This window comes from Mesorhizobium sp. M0802 (assembly GCF_040320115.1).
Taxonomy (GTDB): Bacteria; Pseudomonadota; Alphaproteobacteria; order Rhizobiales; family Rhizobiaceae; genus Mesorhizobium.
On sequence record NZ_JAMYOY010000024.1, the window covers coordinates 45,100 to 62,410 of the forward strand.

The 17,311-nt window shown below is 62.2% G+C and carries 19 protein-coding genes; 14 read left to right on the forward strand and 5 right to left on the reverse strand.

The genetic code is table 11. From position 1 onward, the window contains the following. Positions 1-378 precede the first annotated feature (378 nt). The 6 genes from NKI10_RS26820 (at position 379) to NKI10_RS26845 (ending at position 6,378) form a co-directional block, all read left to right on the forward strand. A complete protein-coding gene (locus tag NKI10_RS26820; RefSeq protein ID WP_023709181.1) occupies positions 379-1,353 on the forward strand; it encodes an ABC transporter substrate-binding protein in 975 nt (324 codons plus the stop codon). A 70-nt stretch (positions 1,354-1,423) separates the two neighbouring features. Then, complete coding sequence (locus NKI10_RS26825; protein ID WP_023668534.1) at positions 1,424-2,503, forward strand: quaternary amine ABC transporter ATP-binding protein; 1,080 nt, start codon at positions 1,424-1,426, stop codon at positions 2,501-2,503. Further along, a complete protein-coding gene (locus NKI10_RS26830; RefSeq protein WP_023735615.1) occupies positions 2,500-4,479 on the forward strand; it encodes an ABC transporter permease in 1,980 nt (659 codons plus the stop codon). Before NKI10_RS26825 ends, NKI10_RS26830 begins: the two co-directional genes overlap by 4 nt. A gap of 7 nt (positions 4,480-4,486) precedes the next feature. Then, positions 4,487-5,287 (forward strand): hypothetical protein, encoded by an 801-nt coding sequence (locus tag NKI10_RS26835; RefSeq protein WP_023738438.1) that lies wholly within the window; start codon positions 4,487-4,489, stop codon positions 5,285-5,287. A 4-nt stretch (positions 5,288-5,291) separates the two neighbouring features. Then, complete coding sequence (locus tag NKI10_RS26840) at positions 5,292-5,429, forward strand: hypothetical protein (RefSeq protein ID WP_023726364.1); 138 nt, start codon at positions 5,292-5,294, stop codon at positions 5,427-5,429. A 154-nt stretch (positions 5,430-5,583) separates the two neighbouring features. Continuing rightward, positions 5,584-6,378, forward strand: a complete 795-nt coding sequence (locus NKI10_RS26845) for a hypothetical protein (protein ID WP_023738437.1) — start codon at positions 5,584-5,586, stop codon at positions 6,376-6,378. 41 nt (positions 6,379-6,419) lie between these two features. Here NKI10_RS26845 and NKI10_RS26850 read toward each other — a convergent pair whose 3' ends face one another. Then, the gene (locus NKI10_RS26850) at positions 6,420-7,778 is read right to left on the reverse strand and encodes a trimethylamine monooxygenase (protein ID WP_023709929.1); all 1,359 of its coding nucleotides are present in this window, start codon (positions 7,776-7,778) and stop codon (positions 6,420-6,422) included. Positions 7,779-8,043: 265 nt separating this feature from the next. Here NKI10_RS26850 and NKI10_RS26855 point away from each other — a divergent pair, with 265 nt between their 5' ends. Further along, positions 8,044-8,757, forward strand: a complete 714-nt coding sequence (locus tag NKI10_RS26855) for a helix-turn-helix domain-containing protein (protein ID WP_352862317.1) — start codon at positions 8,044-8,046, stop codon at positions 8,755-8,757. A 165-nt stretch (positions 8,758-8,922) separates the two neighbouring features. Here the strand turns inward: NKI10_RS26855 and NKI10_RS26860 are convergent, their stop codons facing one another. The 4 genes from NKI10_RS26860 to NKI10_RS26875 are packed head-to-tail and all read right to left on the reverse strand — an operon-like array spanning position 8,923 to position 12,707. Beyond that, entirely contained in the window at positions 8,923-9,963 is a 1,041-nt protein-coding gene (locus tag NKI10_RS26860; RefSeq protein WP_023687065.1) for a heme-dependent oxidative N-demethylase family protein, read from the reverse strand. 9 nt (positions 9,964-9,972) lie between these two features. Continuing rightward, positions 9,973-10,938, reverse strand: coding sequence for a PDR/VanB family oxidoreductase (locus NKI10_RS26865; protein WP_352862318.1), 966 nt, complete (start codon positions 10,936-10,938; stop codon positions 9,973-9,975). Then, positions 10,935-11,531 carry a dimethylamine monooxygenase subunit DmmA family protein gene (locus NKI10_RS26870; protein ID WP_023668542.1) on the reverse strand — a complete coding sequence of 199 codons (597 nt, stop codon included), beginning with the start codon at positions 11,529-11,531 and terminating at the stop codon, positions 10,935-10,937. Before NKI10_RS26870 ends, NKI10_RS26865 begins: the two co-directional genes overlap by 4 nt. Before the next feature lie 42 nt (positions 11,532-11,573). Beyond that, positions 11,574-12,707 (reverse strand): aminomethyl transferase family protein, encoded by a 1,134-nt coding sequence (locus tag NKI10_RS26875; RefSeq protein ID WP_023668543.1) that lies wholly within the window; start codon positions 12,705-12,707, stop codon positions 11,574-11,576. A 184-nt stretch (positions 12,708-12,891) separates the two neighbouring features. On the opposite strand from NKI10_RS26875, the gene NKI10_RS26880 reads away from it, so the two are divergent. From NKI10_RS26880 to NKI10_RS26910, 7 genes are all read left to right on the forward strand, one after another. Further along, positions 12,892-13,278: a hypothetical protein gene (locus NKI10_RS26880; RefSeq protein WP_245261080.1), complete on the forward strand. Its 387-nt coding sequence runs from the start codon at positions 12,892-12,894 to the stop codon at positions 13,276-13,278. Between the two features lie 28 nt (positions 13,279-13,306). Further along, entirely contained in the window at positions 13,307-13,684 is a 378-nt protein-coding gene (locus NKI10_RS26885) for a hypothetical protein (RefSeq protein WP_023668545.1), read from the forward strand. A gap of 27 nt (positions 13,685-13,711) precedes the next feature. Then, a complete protein-coding gene (locus NKI10_RS26890) occupies positions 13,712-13,873 on the forward strand; it encodes a hypothetical protein (RefSeq protein WP_023668546.1) in 162 nt (53 codons plus the stop codon). 14 nt (positions 13,874-13,887) lie between these two features. Then, positions 13,888-15,282 carry an APC family permease gene (locus NKI10_RS26895; protein WP_023668547.1) on the forward strand — a complete coding sequence of 465 codons (1,395 nt, stop codon included), beginning with the start codon at positions 13,888-13,890 and terminating at the stop codon, positions 15,280-15,282. Positions 15,283-15,324: 42 nt separating this feature from the next. Continuing rightward, complete coding sequence (locus NKI10_RS26900; RefSeq protein WP_352862319.1) at positions 15,325-16,014, forward strand: hypothetical protein; 690 nt, start codon at positions 15,325-15,327, stop codon at positions 16,012-16,014. Next, the gene (locus NKI10_RS26905; RefSeq protein ID WP_023668549.1) at positions 16,011-16,328 is read left to right on the forward strand and encodes a hypothetical protein; all 318 of its coding nucleotides are present in this window, start codon (positions 16,011-16,013) and stop codon (positions 16,326-16,328) included. The genes NKI10_RS26900 and NKI10_RS26905 overlap by 4 nt, the downstream gene beginning before the upstream one ends. A gap of 84 nt (positions 16,329-16,412) precedes the next feature. Next, positions 16,413-17,309, forward strand: coding sequence for a class II glutamine amidotransferase (locus tag NKI10_RS26910; protein WP_023668550.1), 897 nt, complete (start codon positions 16,413-16,415; stop codon positions 17,307-17,309). Positions 17,310-17,311: the final 2 nt, after the last annotated feature.

Below are 17,311 nucleotides of genomic sequence, written 5' to 3' on the forward strand. Positions count from 1 at the left end.
TGCACAGGGCATCAGCCGTTGCGCCGCATGAACGTTGGTATATATAATTTCATCCCATGAAACGGCCTGGCGGGGATGGGGCTTGCCGGCCGAGACCATGGGACCTTGATGGCTCGCACGTCTGAGAGCGCCGCTGGAGCGGCGATCGATCCGTTGACGATTGCTCACGCAGCAATCCATCCGATGCCATGACGCGGGCCCGCCCGGCATCACATAAACACCAAGTCGAGCAACCATTTCGCCTGCGCAAGTTGCGGCCGCGGCACTGGCTTGGTGCGAACGAGCTTGCGTAACGACCCGCCTTTCCAACACAATCAAGAAAAGACGCAAGAAGGGAACGATCAAGAAATTTCCACATGGTTTGACAGGAGAACAAGCATGTCATTTCGCAGTGTGATTTCGAACCTATCAATGGGAGCCTTGGCGCTTGCCGCCGCAAGTGCGCTTACATCACCGGTCCACGCAGCAGCACCTGAATCCAACGACCCGATCAAGATCGCGCTGTTCGACTGGACCAGCGTCAACCTCAACGCCAAGATCCTTGGCGGTATCCTCGAAAAGCTCGGCTATACCGTCGAATATCCGACAGCCGACTACCTCTCCAGCCTGACCACCGGCCTCACCAATGGCGACCTCGATGTCGGCCTGGAGTTCTGGGACACGACGGCCGGCGAAGCGATGAAGGCTTCAGACGCCACCGGCCAGACCGAGCGGCTCGGCAAGCTCGGGCCGAAGGCCAAGGAGGAATGGTGGTTTCCCGAATATATGAAGGAGAAATGCCCCGGCCTGCCCAATTGGGAAGCGCTGAAGGACCCGAAATGCGCCGAGGCGTTCTCGACAGCGGAGACGGCGCCGAAGGGCCGCTATCTCGGCGGCCCGGTAACCTGGGAAGGCTTTGACGACGAGCGCGTCGAGGCGCTGAAGCTGCCCTTCACCGTCATCCATGCCGGCACCGACGCGGCGATGTTCGCCGAGTTGGACTCGGCCTATCAGCGCAAGGCGCCGATCATGCTGTGGATCTATTCGCCGCATTGGGCGCCGGCCAAGTACAAGGGCGAGTGGGTCGAATTCCCGGAGTATACGCCCGAGTGCTACACCGACCCGAAATGGGGCACCAACCCGGATGCCAAATATGATTGCGGCAAACCGCATGGCGAAATCTGGAAATACTCCTGGTCCGGCATGAAGGACAAATGGCCGGTCGCCTACAAGGTGGCCAAGGCGTACACGATCGACACCGATGAGCTCAACAAGATGAGCGGCGAGATCGACCTCGGCGGCAAGACGCCCGAAGATGTCGCCGCCGCCTGGATCGCCGCCCACGAAGCAGACTGGAAAGCCTGGGCGCAGTGATCGCCTGACTGGAAGCCAGACCCGGCCCTAGCGGCCGGGTCTTATCTCCATTTTCCAGAAGGACCATTGGATGACGGAAGCGACTGAACCGCAGGCAACTGGCACGCCGGAGGATGTGCGGCCGATAAAGCTTGCCTGCCGTAATGTCTGGAAACTGTTCGGATCGAACGCGGCCAGCTTCATCCGCGAGCGTGACGGCAAGGCCAGCATGGCCGACATCGCCGCGGCCGGACTGGTCGGCGCGGTGCGCGCCGTCGATCTCGAAATCCGCCAGGGCGAGATTTTCATCATTATGGGGCTGTCCGGCTCCGGCAAGTCGACGCTGGTGCGCTGCATGTCGCGGCTGGTCGAGCCGACCCACGGCAAGGTCGAATTCGAAGGCAACGATCTGCTCAAGATTTCCGATTCGGCGCTGATCGAACTGCGGCGCCATCGCATGGGCATGGTGTTCCAGAATTTCGCGCTGCTGCCGCATCTGAACGTGCTGGAGAACATTGCCTTCCCGCTGAGTATCCAGGGCCAAGACCGGCCGACGCGCGAAGCGAGAGCGCGGGAGGTGATCGATCTCGTGGGCTTACGCGGCCGCGAGCATTTCTATCCGCGCGAACTCTCCGGCGGCCAGCAGCAGCGCGTCGGCATTGCCCGCAGCCTCGCGACCAAGCCGGAGATCTGGTTCCTCGACGAGCCGTTCTCGGCGCTTGACCCATTGATCCGCCGCGAGATGCAGGACGAGCTGATGCGGCTGCAGACCATGCTGCACAAGACCATCGTTTTCATCACCCATGATTTCGACGAGGCGATTAGGCTGGCCGACCGCATCGCCATCATGAAGGACGGCGAGGTCATCCAGATCGGCACACCGGAGCAACTGGTGGTCAATCCGGCGACCGACTATGTCGCCGAATTCACCCGGGATGTCGACCGCGCCAAGGTGATTTCGGCGCGCAGCCTGATGCGTGCCCTGGATGGCTCCGAGCATGGCGGCACGGTTTCGCCCGACGCCAGGATCGCCAGCTTCTCGGCCAGCATCGTCGCTTCGGGAAAACCGTTCGCGGTGGTCAACGGCAGCGGCAAGTCGATCGGCGAGGTGACGCCGCAAGCCGTGATCGGACTGCTGGCCGGCATCGACAAGCAAAGAGCCGGCGCATGACGGTGACTGCAAGCGCCAGCCAAACGAGGCCACCGGTTCAGCGCTGGCTGCTGATCTGGGCGCTGGCGCTGGCCGCCGTGCTGGTGGTATTCCTGCTGCAGGAGAGGCTGCCATGGGCGGTCGACTATCCGGCCGATGCGGTCGTTCCCGTCGCCGACTGGGTCAGTGCGCTGATGCGCTGGATCAAGTCGAACTTGTCCTGGCTGACCCGCTCGATCACCGCGGTGCTCGGCGTTCCCCTCGATTTCGCGCTCGACCTGCTGGCCAAGAATTTCAAGATTGGTCACGGTGCCGATGCCTATGTCCTGCCGCGCCTGTCCTGGATCGGCGTCTGCGTAGCCGCCTTCATCGCCGGGCACGCCGTGGGCGGTAGAAAACTCGGCATGCTGGTCGGCGGCTGCTTCCTCTACACCGCGCTGTTCGGCCAGTGGACCAGCGCCATGCTGACACTGGCACTGATTTCCATCGCGGTGCCGTTCTGCATCGTCACCGGCCTGTTCGCCGGCATCTGGGCGTGGCGCAAGCCATGGGCCGAGCGGCTGATCATCTCCCCTGCCCTCGATTTGATGCAGACCATCCCGACCTTCGCCTATCTCATCCCGATGCTGCTCCTGTTCGGCAACAGCCCGGTCTCGGCGATGATCGCCACCGCCATCTTCGCCACGCCGCCCATGGTGCGGGCAACGATGCTGGGTCTGTCGCGGGTGCCCTCCGAGATCGACGATTTCTCAGAGATGGCCGGCTGCACGGCGCGGCAGAAATTGTGGCGCGTGCAGCTGCCGTCGGCGCGGCCGACACTGATGATCGGCGTCAACCAGGTGATCATGCTGGCGCTGAACATGGTGATCATCGCCTCGATGATCGGCGCCGGCGGCCTCGGCTATGATGTGCTGCTGGCGCTGCGTGCGCTGAAGGTCGGCGAAGCGATGGAAGCCGGGCTCGCCATTGTGGCGCTCGCAATCGCGCTCGACCGGCTGAGCCAGGCGATCGCGCATAAGCAGGCAAAAGGCCACGTTCAACGGCAGGCGAACCAGAGCGTTTGGCGGCGCTATCCCAATCTGTCGCTGGCCATCGCCATCCTGGTCGTGACGACGCTGCTCGGCCTGTTCGTACCGGCCTTCGCAGCGGTGCCGAAGGAGATCACCTTCACCACCGCGCCACTGTGGAAGGCGGCGGTGAGCTGGGTGACGATCAACTTCTTCGACGTGATCGAAGCGTTTCGCGTGGCGCTCATCCTCAATGTACTGAACCCGCTGCGCGCCTTCTGCGAAGGCTTTCCGTGGCTCGGCGCGGTGGCCCTGCTCGGCCTCGCCGGCTATCAGCTCAGTGGCCTGCGTTTGGCCGCCCTTGTCGCGGCGCTGACCGCCTTCTGCGCCGTCACCGGCCTTTGGGAAAAGACTATGGCCACAGTCTATCTCTGCGGCATCTCGGCCTTCATCGCCTGCCTGATCGGCATTCCGATCGGTCTCGCGGCCGCCCGCAGCGACCGCTTCGAAAAGATCGTCACGCCCATCATCGACACGCTGCAGGTGCTGCCGTCCTTCTGCTTCATCATTCCCGTGGTGATGCTGTTCCGGGTCGGCGACGTCACCGCCATGATCGCAACGGTCGCGTTCGCCGTGGTGCCGGCGATCCGCTACACCAATCACGGCATCCGGCAAGTGCCGCCGGCGCTGATCGAGGCGGCGAAGGTTTCCGGCTGCACGCCGCGCCAGACCTTCTTTCGCGTGCAATTGCCGCTGGCGCTTCCCGAAATCATGCTGGGCGTCAACCAGACGATCCTGATGGCGCTGGCGATGATCATCATCTGCGCCATGGTCGGCACACGCGACCTCGGCCAGGAAGTCTTCATCGCGCTGTCCAAGGCCGATTCCGGACGCGGCATTGTCGCGGGTCTCGCCATCGCTTTCATCGGCATCGTCGCAGACCGGCTGTTCAATGCCTGGACGGCGAAGGCGCGGGCAAGACTAGGATAATTGTTGAATGTCCAATCCCGGCGAACCGCCTTTTGCCGTACTCGTCTTCGACATGGCCAAGACCGGCGAGCCGGACGGGGAGCACGTAGTTTCGGGGTTTGAGACGCTGGAGGCGGCGACGTCCTACGCCATTGCGCGGGTTCGCGCCTCGGTGGAGGAGTTGCGCAAGCCCGGCATCGCCACTGCTGAGCTTCGCCAGCTCTGGCACCTCTATGGCGAAGACTGTTCGGTGCTGAACGCCGGAGGGCGCGGCAGCGATCTACTCGACGATTTCATTGCGACGCCGTCGATGCCGGCCGAATGCAACTGGCAAGTTCTCGCGCCAAGGCTGCGCCGCTTCCGCGCCTCGCTGCTGATCTCCAACGGCAACAACGAATCCGTCTGGGCGGGCGGCTTCTTTCGCTCGACCTACAGGCTGACGCGAGACGGCCTCCTCGAGCGCTTTGGCGACGACGCCATTGCCGCCTTCAAGGCCAAGGGGATCGAGCCGGCGGAGCCGACGAAGCTCATGGTCGCCAATTACTTCGAGCTTCCCGACCCGCCCTACCCGCCGCCAGGCGTGACGCTGCGATCCTGGAAGGTCGAGGTCGGTTTTGTCTGCCATGACGTGAAGTTCGGCGGCGACGCCGCCGGAATCTTCGCCTGGCCGCAAGAGCCCACCGACTGGGCGCTCAGAACCATGCAGTTCCTGCTGATGGCCGACATGATGGCCATGCGCGGCGATGGCCCCGACTGGGCCAACGACTGCGAGATACTAACCGCCAAGGTGACCGAGACGGAGGCGCCTCCCGACTATCCGCTGGATTGAAGTGATGATCATCACCTGCCCCGTGGCCGGCACACGCGATCTCGGCCAGGAAGTGTTGGTCGCACTGTCCAAAGTCGCGGCATTGTCGCGGGCTGGCAACAACCTGCCATCGACATCATCGCGGTCGGTCTTCGACCCCTGAGCCGCGAAAGCTCAAGCACGGCTCGGATAGACGGTTTCGCCTCTTCTGGAGTTCGCCTCTTCTGGAAATGGCAGGCCGCGCTCCAGCTCTTGACTTTGACGCATTTTCGCGCGGAAAGCTGCTTCATCCTCGACCAGCCTGAGCTTGCTGCCGAATGCCCGATCAGCGCAAACCGCCTTTTACTGTCGTCGTCTTCGACATGGCCAAAACCGGCGAGCATGTGGTTTCGGGGTTTGAGACGTTGGATGCGGCTACGTCCTACGCGATTGCTCGGGTTCGCGCCTCGGTGGAAGAGCTGCGCAAGCCTGGCATCGCAGCAGCCGAGCTCCGGCGGCACTGGCATATCCATGGTGAGGATTGCACGGTGCTGAACGCCAATGTGCGCGGCAGCGATCTGCTTAACGATTTCATCGCGACGCCGGGGACACCGGCCGAATGCGACTGGCGGGCGCTGGCGCCACGACTGCGCCGTTTCTACGCCGCTGTGAACGTCTTCAACAACGATGGCAAATCTATCCGGGTCAGCGGCTTTTTCCGCGCGACCTACCGGTTATGGCACGCTGGCCTGCTCGCACGATTTGGCGACGACGCCATCGCCTCCTTCAAAGCCAAAGGCATCACGCCGGCAGTGCCGACGAGAGTCTCGGTCGACCATCACTTCGAGCAGCCCGATCCGCCGCGCCCGCCGCTCAGCGATATCAGGCCGTTGCTGTCGTGGAAGGTCGAGATCGATTTCGGATGCACCGATGTGAGGTTCGGCGCCAAAACCGACGGCGTCTTCGCCTGGCCCGAGGAGCCGACCGGCCGGGCACTCAACGACATGACACATCTGCTGATGGCTGACAGGCTGTCTATGTACGGCACCGGCCCGGAGGGTGCCTATTATAGCGAATTGGTGTGGGTCAAGGTGACGGAGACCGATGCGGCTCCCGACTACCCTCTGAATTGAAACTGGGCCGGTGCCGGCGCATTGTTTTGCATCACGCCGACCTATTCCGCCGCCACGCCCTTCACCTGGAGATAGCTTTCCATCGAGTCGTCCAGCGCCTGCAGCCAGGGCGTATGGTGCAATGGCGCCATGGTGCCGGTCATCAGCGAGCGGTAGGCGTGGTCGCGAAAGCTCATAATGTCTTCCGCCTTGTGGTGCTCCCATTCCATGAAGGTCTGGTTGACCGCCTCGACGTCGAAGCCGGGATAGTCGGTCTGGTCCATCAGTTCCTTGGTGTAGTCGCCCTGGAACCAGATCATCTGCTCGGCGTCTTCCAGCGTCTCTTCGCGTGCCCGCCACTTGGCGCCGTGCTCGGCCATCGCCTGTCCCGACGGCAGCTTGATGCGGCCCATGATGACGTCACGGGCGAACCAGGCCTGGGCGTCGAACATGTTGAAAGTGTAGAACTGGTCCTGCATGCCGATATAGGACAGTTTCGGGTTCTTCTCCCACACGACGCCCTCATAGAGCCCGTCCGGCCACATGCGGTTGGCGGTCTTCAGCTTCAGCTCTTCCGTGAGGAACGGGAAGGAATGCAGATAGCCGGTGCACAGGATGATGGCGTCGACATCTTTTGTGGTGCCGTCCTTGAAGTGCGCCGTCTTGCCGACGACCTTCTGCAGCAGCGGCACTTCCTTCCAGTTCTCCGGCCATTTGAACCCCATCGGCTTGGAGCGGTAGCTGGAGGTGATCGATCTGGCGCCGTATTTGTAGCATTGCGAGCCGATGTCCTCGGCAGAATAGGAGCGGCCGATGATCAGTATGTCCTTGCCCTTGAACTCCATGGCGTCGCGAAAATCATGGCTGTGCAGGATACGGCCGTTGAAGGTCGAAAAGCCTTCGAAATAGGGAACGTTGGGAACCGAGAAATGCCCGGAAGCGACGACGACATTGTCGAACTCTTCGGAGTAGGTGACGTCGTTGGTGCGGTCATGCGCGGTGACAGTGAATTTCCTGCTCTCGTCCGAGAAGGTGACCATGCGCACCGGGCTGTTGAAGCGCACCCATTTGCGCAGGCCTGATTTCTCGACGCGACCCTTGATGTAATCCCACAAAACGGCGCGCGGCGGGTAGGATCCGATCGGGCGGCCGAAATGCTCCTCGAACGTATAGTCGGCGAATTCCAGGCATTCCTTCGGTCCGTTCGACCAGAGGTAGCGGTACATCGAGCCGTGGACGGGGTCGCCATGCTCGTCGAGGCCGGTGCGCCAGGTGTAGTTCCACAGGCCGCCCCAGTCCGACTGCTTTTCGAAGCAGACGATTTCGGGGATCTCGGCGCCCTTGTCGGCAGCCGACTTGAAGGCCCTGAGCTGGGCCAGACCGGATGGCCCCGCTCCAATGACGGCAACGCGCGTTTTCATGGCAGGCCTCCCGGTGTCATTCGATTTTTGGAATTGCTCTTACGAAACAAATTTCACTCACAGGACAGTAATTGCCTCTTGGATGCTGTCAACAGGCCTTGTGGAGAAACCGCGTTTCGCCCCAGCGGATTTCCGGAAACGGATGACGGCGTAAATCCTGTTCGGACACCATTCGACTTAAGGGGCTTGCTGCGCGGTTGCGTTTCTGTATCGGCACCGAATATGTTCACCTGGAGTGAAATAATCATGGGGATTCGGAGGCGAGATGGCGAAGACAAGTTCCGATTCCAAGACTGCTTCGACAAGGGCAAAGCCACCGGCAAAGGCCTCCGTGGACGGAAAAACCATCCGCGCGCCGCTGACGCAGAATCCGCACGCCATTCGCGACACGCGCGAAAAAGTGCTGGAGGTGGCGATCGGGCGCGAGGTGCGCGCCTTCCGCAAGAAGCTCGGCATCACCGTCGCCGATCTCGCCGTCGCCACCGATATTTCGCTGGGCATGCTGTCGAAGATCGAGAACGGCATCACCTCGCCGTCGCTGACCACACTGCAGGCGCTGTCGAGGGCGCTCGGCGTTCCCGTCACCGCCTTCTTCCGCCGATTCGAGGAAGAGCGCAGCGCCGTCTTCGTCAAGGCCGGCGAAGGGCTAGATGTCGAACGCCGCGGCACCCGCGCCGGCCATCAATACAATCTGCTCGGCCATATCGGCTCCAACACCAGCGGCGTCGTCGTCGAGCCCTATCTGATTACGCTGACCGAGGATTCGGATGTGTTCCCGACCTTCCAGCATGAGGGCATGGAATTCCTCTATATGCTGGAGGGCGAGGTGGTGTACCGGCACGGCAGCAACCTCTATCCGATGAAGCCGGGCGACAGCCTGTTCTTCGACGCCGACGCGCCGCACGGGCCGGAGCAACTGACGCAGCTGCCGATGCGGTATTTGTCGATTATTTGCTATCCGCAGAATAGCGCTGGGTAGTCGGACCGCCGCAGCCCCCTCACCCGGATTGCCAAGGCCGAATTGCAAGAGCAATTCGGGGCAATCCGACCTCTCCCCGGGGGGAGAGGAGTCTGGCGTCGGCGCTGGCGATCTCTTCTCCGCTCGGGGAGAAGGTGGCCGCGCAGCGGCCGGATGAGGGGGCCTTTAGTCCGGCCCGAACCCCGGTGACGTCGCACTGCCATCATCCAGCTTCGACAGCCATTCCACCAATGTCGGCCGATACCGCGTCAGGCCCTTGTAGGTGGCCAGCTCTTCCGGCAAATCCCGGATCACCCGGTGCAGTCGCCTTGCCCATTTCGGCTGTGTCACCAGTTCGTCCATCTTGATCAGATAGCAGCGGATCGGGAAGACGATGCCGTTCGAGCGCGGCAGGCGCCAGAAGCTTTGCAGTTCGACGCGCAGATGCACCTTGTCGCCGACATTTTCGGGCGTCACCGTCGCGCGGTCCGGGCCCCATTTGTGGTAATTCTCCGGACTGGTGTCGAGGCGCGGGTTGATGGTCATCGTCCAGTTGAGACGCCGCGCCGGCTTGCCCTGCTGGATGTTGGTGAGGAACTTCAGCGCCCTGACGAAAATCCCCTTCTCATGCGCCAGCGGCACCGGCGCGTGCCATTCGAAGAAATTCATGCCGATGTCGAAATCGAGCGACCAGTCGGCCTGAGTGGTGACCATGCCGGCGTCCATCCAAAGATTGCCGTCGCGCTGATCGAGAATGCAGAAATCACCCTGGCTCTGGCGGGTGATGTACTCCATCGGCCCGTAAGGCAGTGTCGAGGTGTCGCCGAAGGTGAAGGTGTCGTCGATGCCGAGCGGCCGGTTGATCCAGCGCCAGCGGTCGCCGTCGCGGGTCAGGGTGAAATGCTCGGGATAGCCAAGTGCCTGTTGCTCCATCAAAAGTTCGAGCAGGTCCCAGCCGGCCAGCGTCATATGCGGCAGCGACTGGCAGCGCAGCGGATCGTCGGCCAGCACCAGTGCACGGTCCTGCATCTCGGCGACATAGTGCTCGTCGACGTCGATCAGGTTTTCCAGAACGCTGCCCTTGGGGCCAACCACATGCGGCTCGATGTTGACCGCATACATGTAGGCGTCTTCGTGGAACGGGAACGGAAACCGCCTGATGTGTTCCGGGCTGTTCCTGAAGGTGAAATCGTCGCGAAACGTTTCCTTGCGAAAGGTGATGCCCAAGCTGGCCTCCTATCTTTCCAGGACCAGCGACTTGCCTTCGAAGCGCGACACGCACGGCATGATCTTGCAGCCGGAACGATGGTCTTCCTCGCTGAGCCAGTGGTCGTTGTGGATGAACTTGCCGTCATACGAGACGACGTTGGTCTCGCACTGGCCGCAGACACCGCCGCGGCAGAGATAGGGCGGATCGACGCCGGCGGCCTCGATCGCTTCGAGCAGGCTCTGCTGCTCGCCGACGCGGATGGTGTTGCCGCTGACGGCAAGTGTGACGTCGAACGGCAGGCCGGGCTGGGGTGCCGCGAAATGCTCGTAGTGCACGGTCTCCGCCGGCCAGCCGAGAGCCGCAGCGCGCTCGCGCACCCAGTTGATCATGCCGGCCGGGCCGCAGACATAGAGATGGGTGCCGAGCGGCTGCGAGGACAAGAGACGGTCGAGTTCGATGCGCTCGTCGCGGTCGTCGTGATAGAGCCGGACGCGACGGCCATAGCGCTCCTGCAGCACATCGGCATAGGTGCCGAGCGAGGCGGTGCGGCAGGTGTAGTGCAGCTCGAAATTGCCGCCGGACCCGGCGAGCTGCGCGGTCTGCGCCATGAACGGCGTTATCCCGATGCCGCCGGCAAGCATCAGATGCTTCTTTGCCCTGAGGTCGAGCGAGAACAGATTGACGGGGTAGCTGACCACCATCTCCAGGCCAGGCTTGACGCTCCGGTGCATGAACAACGAGCCGCCGCGGCCGACATCGTCGCGGCGCACCGAGATGGTGTATTCGCGGGTGTCGAGCGGCGATCCCATCAGCGAATAGGGATTGAGCCTTGTGCGGTCGCCATCGCGCATCTCGACCACGACATGGGCGCCGCCGGAAAAGGTCGGCAAAAGCTCACCGTCACGGCGGCGGAAATGGAAGCGCGTCACCAGTTCGTTGACCGGGACGACGTCGCTGACGACGACATCGAGCTTGGTGGTGCCGGTGCTCATGGGAAGACCTCCTCTATGGGAGGGATCTCCGAGCGATCCTCGGCATTTATGCAGACGCCCTGGAATGCTGCCAGCCGTCGCGAATAATGATCGCGCACCAGAAGCAGCAGGCCGCAATGCGCGCAGGTGGCCGGCTGCGTCGTCACATTTTCGGTGATGCCTTTGCAATGCACGCACTGCATGCGCCGCGCCAATGAGCCGCGATGCTCGGTCTGCATGGAGGTATGATCGATGCCGGCTTCGAGCGCCACCTGCATGGCCTGGCCGATCAGCCCTTCGGTGCCGGCGAGATAGAGGCGCAGGCCCATATGCGCGTTGGCAAGCGTCTGCTTCAGCCGGGGCAGCAGGCTGGCGAAGGTTGGCGCGACATGAAATTGCGCGGACTTCAGTGCCTCAAGAGCGGCAACGTGCTTGCCGTCGGCCCCGGGAATGAAGACGATTTCGGCGCCGTCGAAGAAGCCTGGGGGCGCCGTCCTTGCCATATCGACGATCGCCAGCGCGCCTTCCGCATCCGCCACGAAAAGATGATGCTTGCCGGGCTGCGGGGAAAGGGTTCCGTAAATGGGCCGGCTGATGATCGTTTTGGCTGCCATTCTCTACTTCGTACCTCGAAACCCCTCGCTGTCGATTGTGCCTCAGCCTTTCGCCGTGCGCTTGGTCTTTTTGGGATCGTCGAAGGGCAGAGGCTGCGCCGTCGCCCTGATCGAACCGCTCTTGTTGCGGATCTCGAGCTTGGTGTCCTTGACCGCGCAGTCGACGTCGAGGCGGGCGATGCCCATCGATTTCTCGACCAGCGGCGAATACATGGCGCAGGTGACCACGCCCACCTTTTTGCCGTCGCGATAGACCGGCGCGCCCTCATCCGCGGGTTGCTTGCCGTCGAGCAGCACGCCGTAGATCTTGAAGCGCTCCTTGCCCTTGAGGCGGTAATGCTCTTCGGCGCCGCGAAAGCCGGTCTTGCCGGGGCTGACGGTGAAGTCGAGGCCGAGCTCCCACAGCGTGTCGCCGGGGCCTTCGTTCTCGAACGGATATTTCTGCGAGTTGTCATAGGGATAAAACAGCAAATAACTTTCGACGCGCAGCATATCGAGCGTGGTGAAGCGGCACGGAATGATGCCGGCGCTCTTGCCCTCGTCGAGGATCCTGTCCCAGATCGTGCCGGCGTCCTGGCCGCGGCAGAATATCTCGTAGCCGCGCTCGCCGGTATAGCCGGTGCGCGAGATCATGACGGGAAAGCCGAACAGCTGCGTCTGCATATGATGGAAATAGTTGAGGTCGCGAATGCCCGGCACATGCTTTGAGAGATAGTCGACCGCGGTCGGTCCCTGCAGCGACAGGTCGTGCAGATTGTCGTCGAAGCGCAGCGATACGTCGCGGCCGACGGAAGCGCGCTGCAATTCCTCATGGCCGGTGCCGGAGCCGTGCACCACCATCCAGGCGTTCGGCCCGGTGCGGTAGAGGATGCAGTCGTCGGTGAATTTTCCGGCCTCGTTCAGCATGCAGGCATAGGCCGACTTGCCGGGATAGATCTTCTCCACGTCGCGCGTCGTTGCCAGGTCGATGAGGTGTGAGGCGTGCGGCCCGGTGATGTGAACCTTCTTCAGGCCCGACACATCCATCAGCCCGGCCCTGGTGCGGATGGCGGTGTATTCCTCGTCGGCGTCCTTGTCGTAGGTCCAGGCGGTGCCCATGCCGCTCCAGTCTTCGAGCTTCGAGCCTAACGCGCGATGGCGATCCGCCAGGGTCGAAAATCTCCAGGATGCCGTCATCCGCAAATCCTCCGTTCGAAAATTCTATTGTGTTCCCGGCTCCCTGCGCGAGGCGGGAGCATTTGGTCGAATATTGATCGCAAACGTCCTGATGCCGCAATACCCGGAAGCAAATAATTTCATTGTCAGGCAAAATTCGCGGCTGGGGACAAACGGTTAACCCAACGTAAAATCGGCTTGACAATTGCTGGATTCGGCCCGAATTTATGAAAAAAATTTCACTCTGTTGAAAGAGGGCAGCGGGCGGCCAATTCGGGGTCGGGCGCTGGAAAAGGGGAAACCGATGTCAGACCTGCAGCAGCGCATCGAAGCGCTGTACCGTTCCGACCTGCGCGGATCCGCGCTCCTGATCATCTGCCTTTGGGCGACGATCCTCTTCGTGCTTGTCATGACATGGCCCTACATCCCGGACACCGGGATCAAGATCGTCGTCGCTATCGCTGCCGCCGCCGTGCTGATCTTTAATACGGCCGCCATCCTGGCGATGGTCAATCACTACAAGGAAGACAAGGACTTCATCTACGGTCTCGACATCAAGAACGCCGACGCGGCCCGCAACCGCAAGTCCTGAAAACAGAACGTCCTGAGGGGTAGAAGTCATGTCGCGCTACACGCCGCCGGAACAAGGCAAGGCCGGGCAGATTTTCGATATCGTGGTCGTCGTGGTCGCCATTTTCGTGGCGCTGTGGCTGCCATTGAAACTTGGCCTGGCGGGTGCGGCGAAATCCATCGACGCGCTCGATGCCAAGACCTGGGAAGCGTTGGGACAGAACCCGACCATGGCCTCGATCTGGGAAAAGCTCGGCTATACGCCGGAGACCGCGCACGACATCATCCAGAACCGCTTCCACTACATCATCGACTGGCCGACGCTGATCATCATGGCGGCGGTGCTGATCGGCTATTTCGTCTTCCTGTTCCGCGCCTCCGACCGCGAATATCGCGACGTCATCAACGAAAAGTTCGACGACAAGTAACGCCAGAGATTTTGGGGAAGCACGCTCATGTGGGTCGCACTCTCTTACGCATCGTGGGGCATCTCGGTCGTGCTTGCGCTGTGGATGCTCTACGACTGGTTCAAGATCGACACGACCTATTCCGAGGAGGTGCTGACTTCCTCGCGCGAAGGCGAGCTTGAAGCCGCTTCCGAAAAACACCGGATCTGAGTGGGGATTGAACAATGACGATCACGCTTGAACCGGCAATACACGGCGACAGGGTTTCACTGCTACGCGTGCTCGGCCCGGCCCATGTCTGGGCGCTTGGCGTCGGCATCGTGCTGGTCGGCGAATTCACCGGCTGGAATTTCTCGGCCGACAAGGGCGGCGCACTGGCGGCGCTGATCGTCTGCTGGGTGGTCGGGCTCTTGTACACTTCGGTCGCCATGATCGACTCCGAGGTGACATCGACGGTTGCCGCCGCCGGCGGCCAATACGCGCAGGCCAAGCACATTGTCGGGCCGCTGATGGCCTTCAACGTCGCGCTGTTCCTGGTCTTTGCCTACACCATGCTGGAGGTTTCGGACGCCATCCTGCTCGGCGACACCATCGTCGCCAAGGCCGGCGTCGAAGGGCTCACCCACAACTCCTTCATTGCCGCCACCATCGTCGTGCTGGCATGGCTGAACTATCGCGGCGTACTGATGACGCTCAACGTCAACTTCGTCATCACGGCGATAGCCTATGTCTCGATCGTTATCCTGTTCTTCTCGGTCAGCCCCTGGACGCAGGGTGCTGTGCTGAAGCTCAACGAGCTGGTCACCCCCGGCAATGCGCTGCCCTATGGCTGGATCGGCGTCATCGCGGCCTTCCAGTTCGGCATCTGGTACTATCTCGGCATCGAAGGCACCACGCAGGCCGCCGAGGAAGTGCGCTCGCCGGCGCGTTCGCTGCCTTACGGCACCATGGCCGGCATGATCACGCTTTTGATCGCCGCCGCCATGACCTGGTATGTCTGCGCCTCGCTGATGCCCTGGGAGTACCTCGGTATCACCTATTATCCCTTGTGGGACGCCGGCAAGCTGACCGGCAGCCCGCTGCTGGAAAACCTGTTGTTCGTCGCCACGCTGCTCGCGGCACTGGCGTCGGCCAATGGCTGTATCAACGATGCGGCCCGCGCGTGGTTCTCGCTTGGACGCGACCGCTATCTGCCGACATGGTTCTCGGCCGTGCACCCGAAATACCGCACGCCCTATCGCTCGATCCTGTTCCTGTTGCCGATCGCGCTCGCCTTCGCCTTCATCGCCGACCTCAACCAGGCGATCACCTTCTCAATCCTGTCGGGCGTGCTGCAATACACCTTCATGAGCATAAACATCATGATGTTCCGCAAAAAGTGGCCGCTGGGCACGATCCGCCGCGGCTATACGCACCCGTTCCACCCGATCCCGGCGATCGTGCTGTTTTGCCTCTGCGTGGTGACCTTCTTTGCGATCTTCCTCGGCTACGGCACGCAGCTGATCGCCATGGTCGCCTTCTACTTCCTGATCTCGCTGTGGTTCCACTTCTACCGTTACCGCTATGTGCGCCGCGGCGACCAGTTCACCATGCCGTGGCCGAAGCCGCAGGGCTATTGACAGGAGAGGGCCTGCCGGTCTGGGCGGGCATGGCGTGACGAGGTGTCTGACGTGACGACAGCATTGCTGGCCGGGGCGGTCGCCGTGGCTCTCGTCCTGCACCTCGCCTGGCATACGCGCGCCAGCAGCAAAAAGGCCAAGGCTGATCTTGCAGCCGAGGCAGCCAGCATCCGGACCGTCATCACAGATGCCGTTGATGTCTCCGATGGCACAGCCGGCGTTGTCACCTGGGCCGGCACATGGAACGGACAGCGCGTGCAGCTGCGCACCATCGTTGACACGCTGGCAACGCGAAAGCTGCCGGCGCGATGGTTGAGTGTCACGATCACAGAGCCGGTTGCGGTGCCGGCGACCTTCGACATGATGATGCGGCCGGGCTCGCCGACGACCTTCTCCAATTTCGATCATCTTCAGCATACGCTGCCGAAGGCTCCGGGATTTCCGGCTGAAGCCGTGCTGCGAACCGACCTCAGGGCGGCGCGCTTTCCGCAGAACCTGATCGCCAGCCATCTCGACATCTTTGCCGAAGGCCGCGCCAAGGAACTCTTGATGACCCCGAACGGCGTGCGCATCGTCTGGCTGCTGGCCGAGGCCGAGCGGGCGCGCTACGGCGTGTTCCGGCAGGCCGCATTCGGCGGCGCAAGGCTGGATCCAACGCTGGTCGAGAGACTGCTGACCTCGGCCTCAGTGCTGCGCGATGCCATCAACCGACAGGAAAGGCAGGTCGCATGAGCGCACCCGCACCGACAAACCCGTATCTGGTGCTCGGCGCTGCCATCGTCTTACCGGCCAGCGGCCACGTCATTCTGGGCGTGCCCGTGCGCGGCCTGCAGTTCCTGTTCTTCATGGTGATCCTCGCCTGGGTGACGGCCAAGATCGCGCCGGCCGATGCCAGCTTCGTCGGCCGCCACGCCGGCGGCTTCCTGATCTATGCGCTGTCGATCCTCGATGCCTACAGAATAGCCCGCATCCGCACCGCCACATGGATTCACAGCGCCCGCGACGGCGGCGATAGTTCACAAGGCCGCATCGAGCCGGATACGTAACTACAGGAATATTTTTTTCATACGATTGAATTCGCACGACGCATTCGATACATCATCGTCTAGTGGTAACGCCGGGAGGCTGACATGTGTGGAATCGTCGGACTTTTTCTGAAAGACAAGTCGCTTGAGCCGCAGCTCGGCTCGATGCTGTCGCAGATGCTGATATCGCTCAGCGATCGCGGCCCCGACAGCGCCGGCATTGCCATCTATGGCGCGCCTTCCAGGAATGAAGCCAAGATCACCATCCAGTCCGCGAAGCCCGAGCGCGATTTCCGCGGCCTCGACGCCGAACTCGCGAAGGCCATCGGCGCGCCGGTGAGCATAGCGGTGAAGTCCACCCATGCAGTGTTGAGAACCGCGCCCGACAAGGTCGATGCCGCGCGCGAAGCGCTGCAGTCAATCCGCCCCGACGTGCGCATCATGGGCGCCGGCGAAGCGGTGGAAATCTACAAGGAAGTCGGTCTGCCGGAAGCGGTCGTCGACCGCTTCGACGTCCGCTCGATGACCGGCACGCATGGCATCGGCCATACCCGCATGGCGACGGAATCGGCCGTCACCACTATGGGCGCGCATCCGTTCTCGACCGGCGCCGACCAGTGCCTGGTGCACAATGGCTCGCTGTCCAACCACAACAATGTGCGGCGTGAGCTGGTGCGGGAGGGCATGAAATTCGAGACCGAGAACGACACCGAGGTCGCCGCCGCCTATCTCTCCTCGCAGATGGCGCATGGCAAGAACCTCGGCGAGGCGCTGGAAGGCACGCTGTCCGACCTCGACGGCTTCTTCACCTTCGTCGTCGGCACCAAGAACGGTTTCGGCGTGGTGCGCGATCCGATCGCCTGCAAGCCCGCCGTCATGGCCGAGACCGACCAGTATGTCGCCTTTGGCTCGGAATATCGGGCGCTGACCAAGCTGCCCGGCATAGACAATGCGAGGGTCTGGGAGCCGGAACCCGCAACCGTCTATTTCTGGGAGCATTGAGC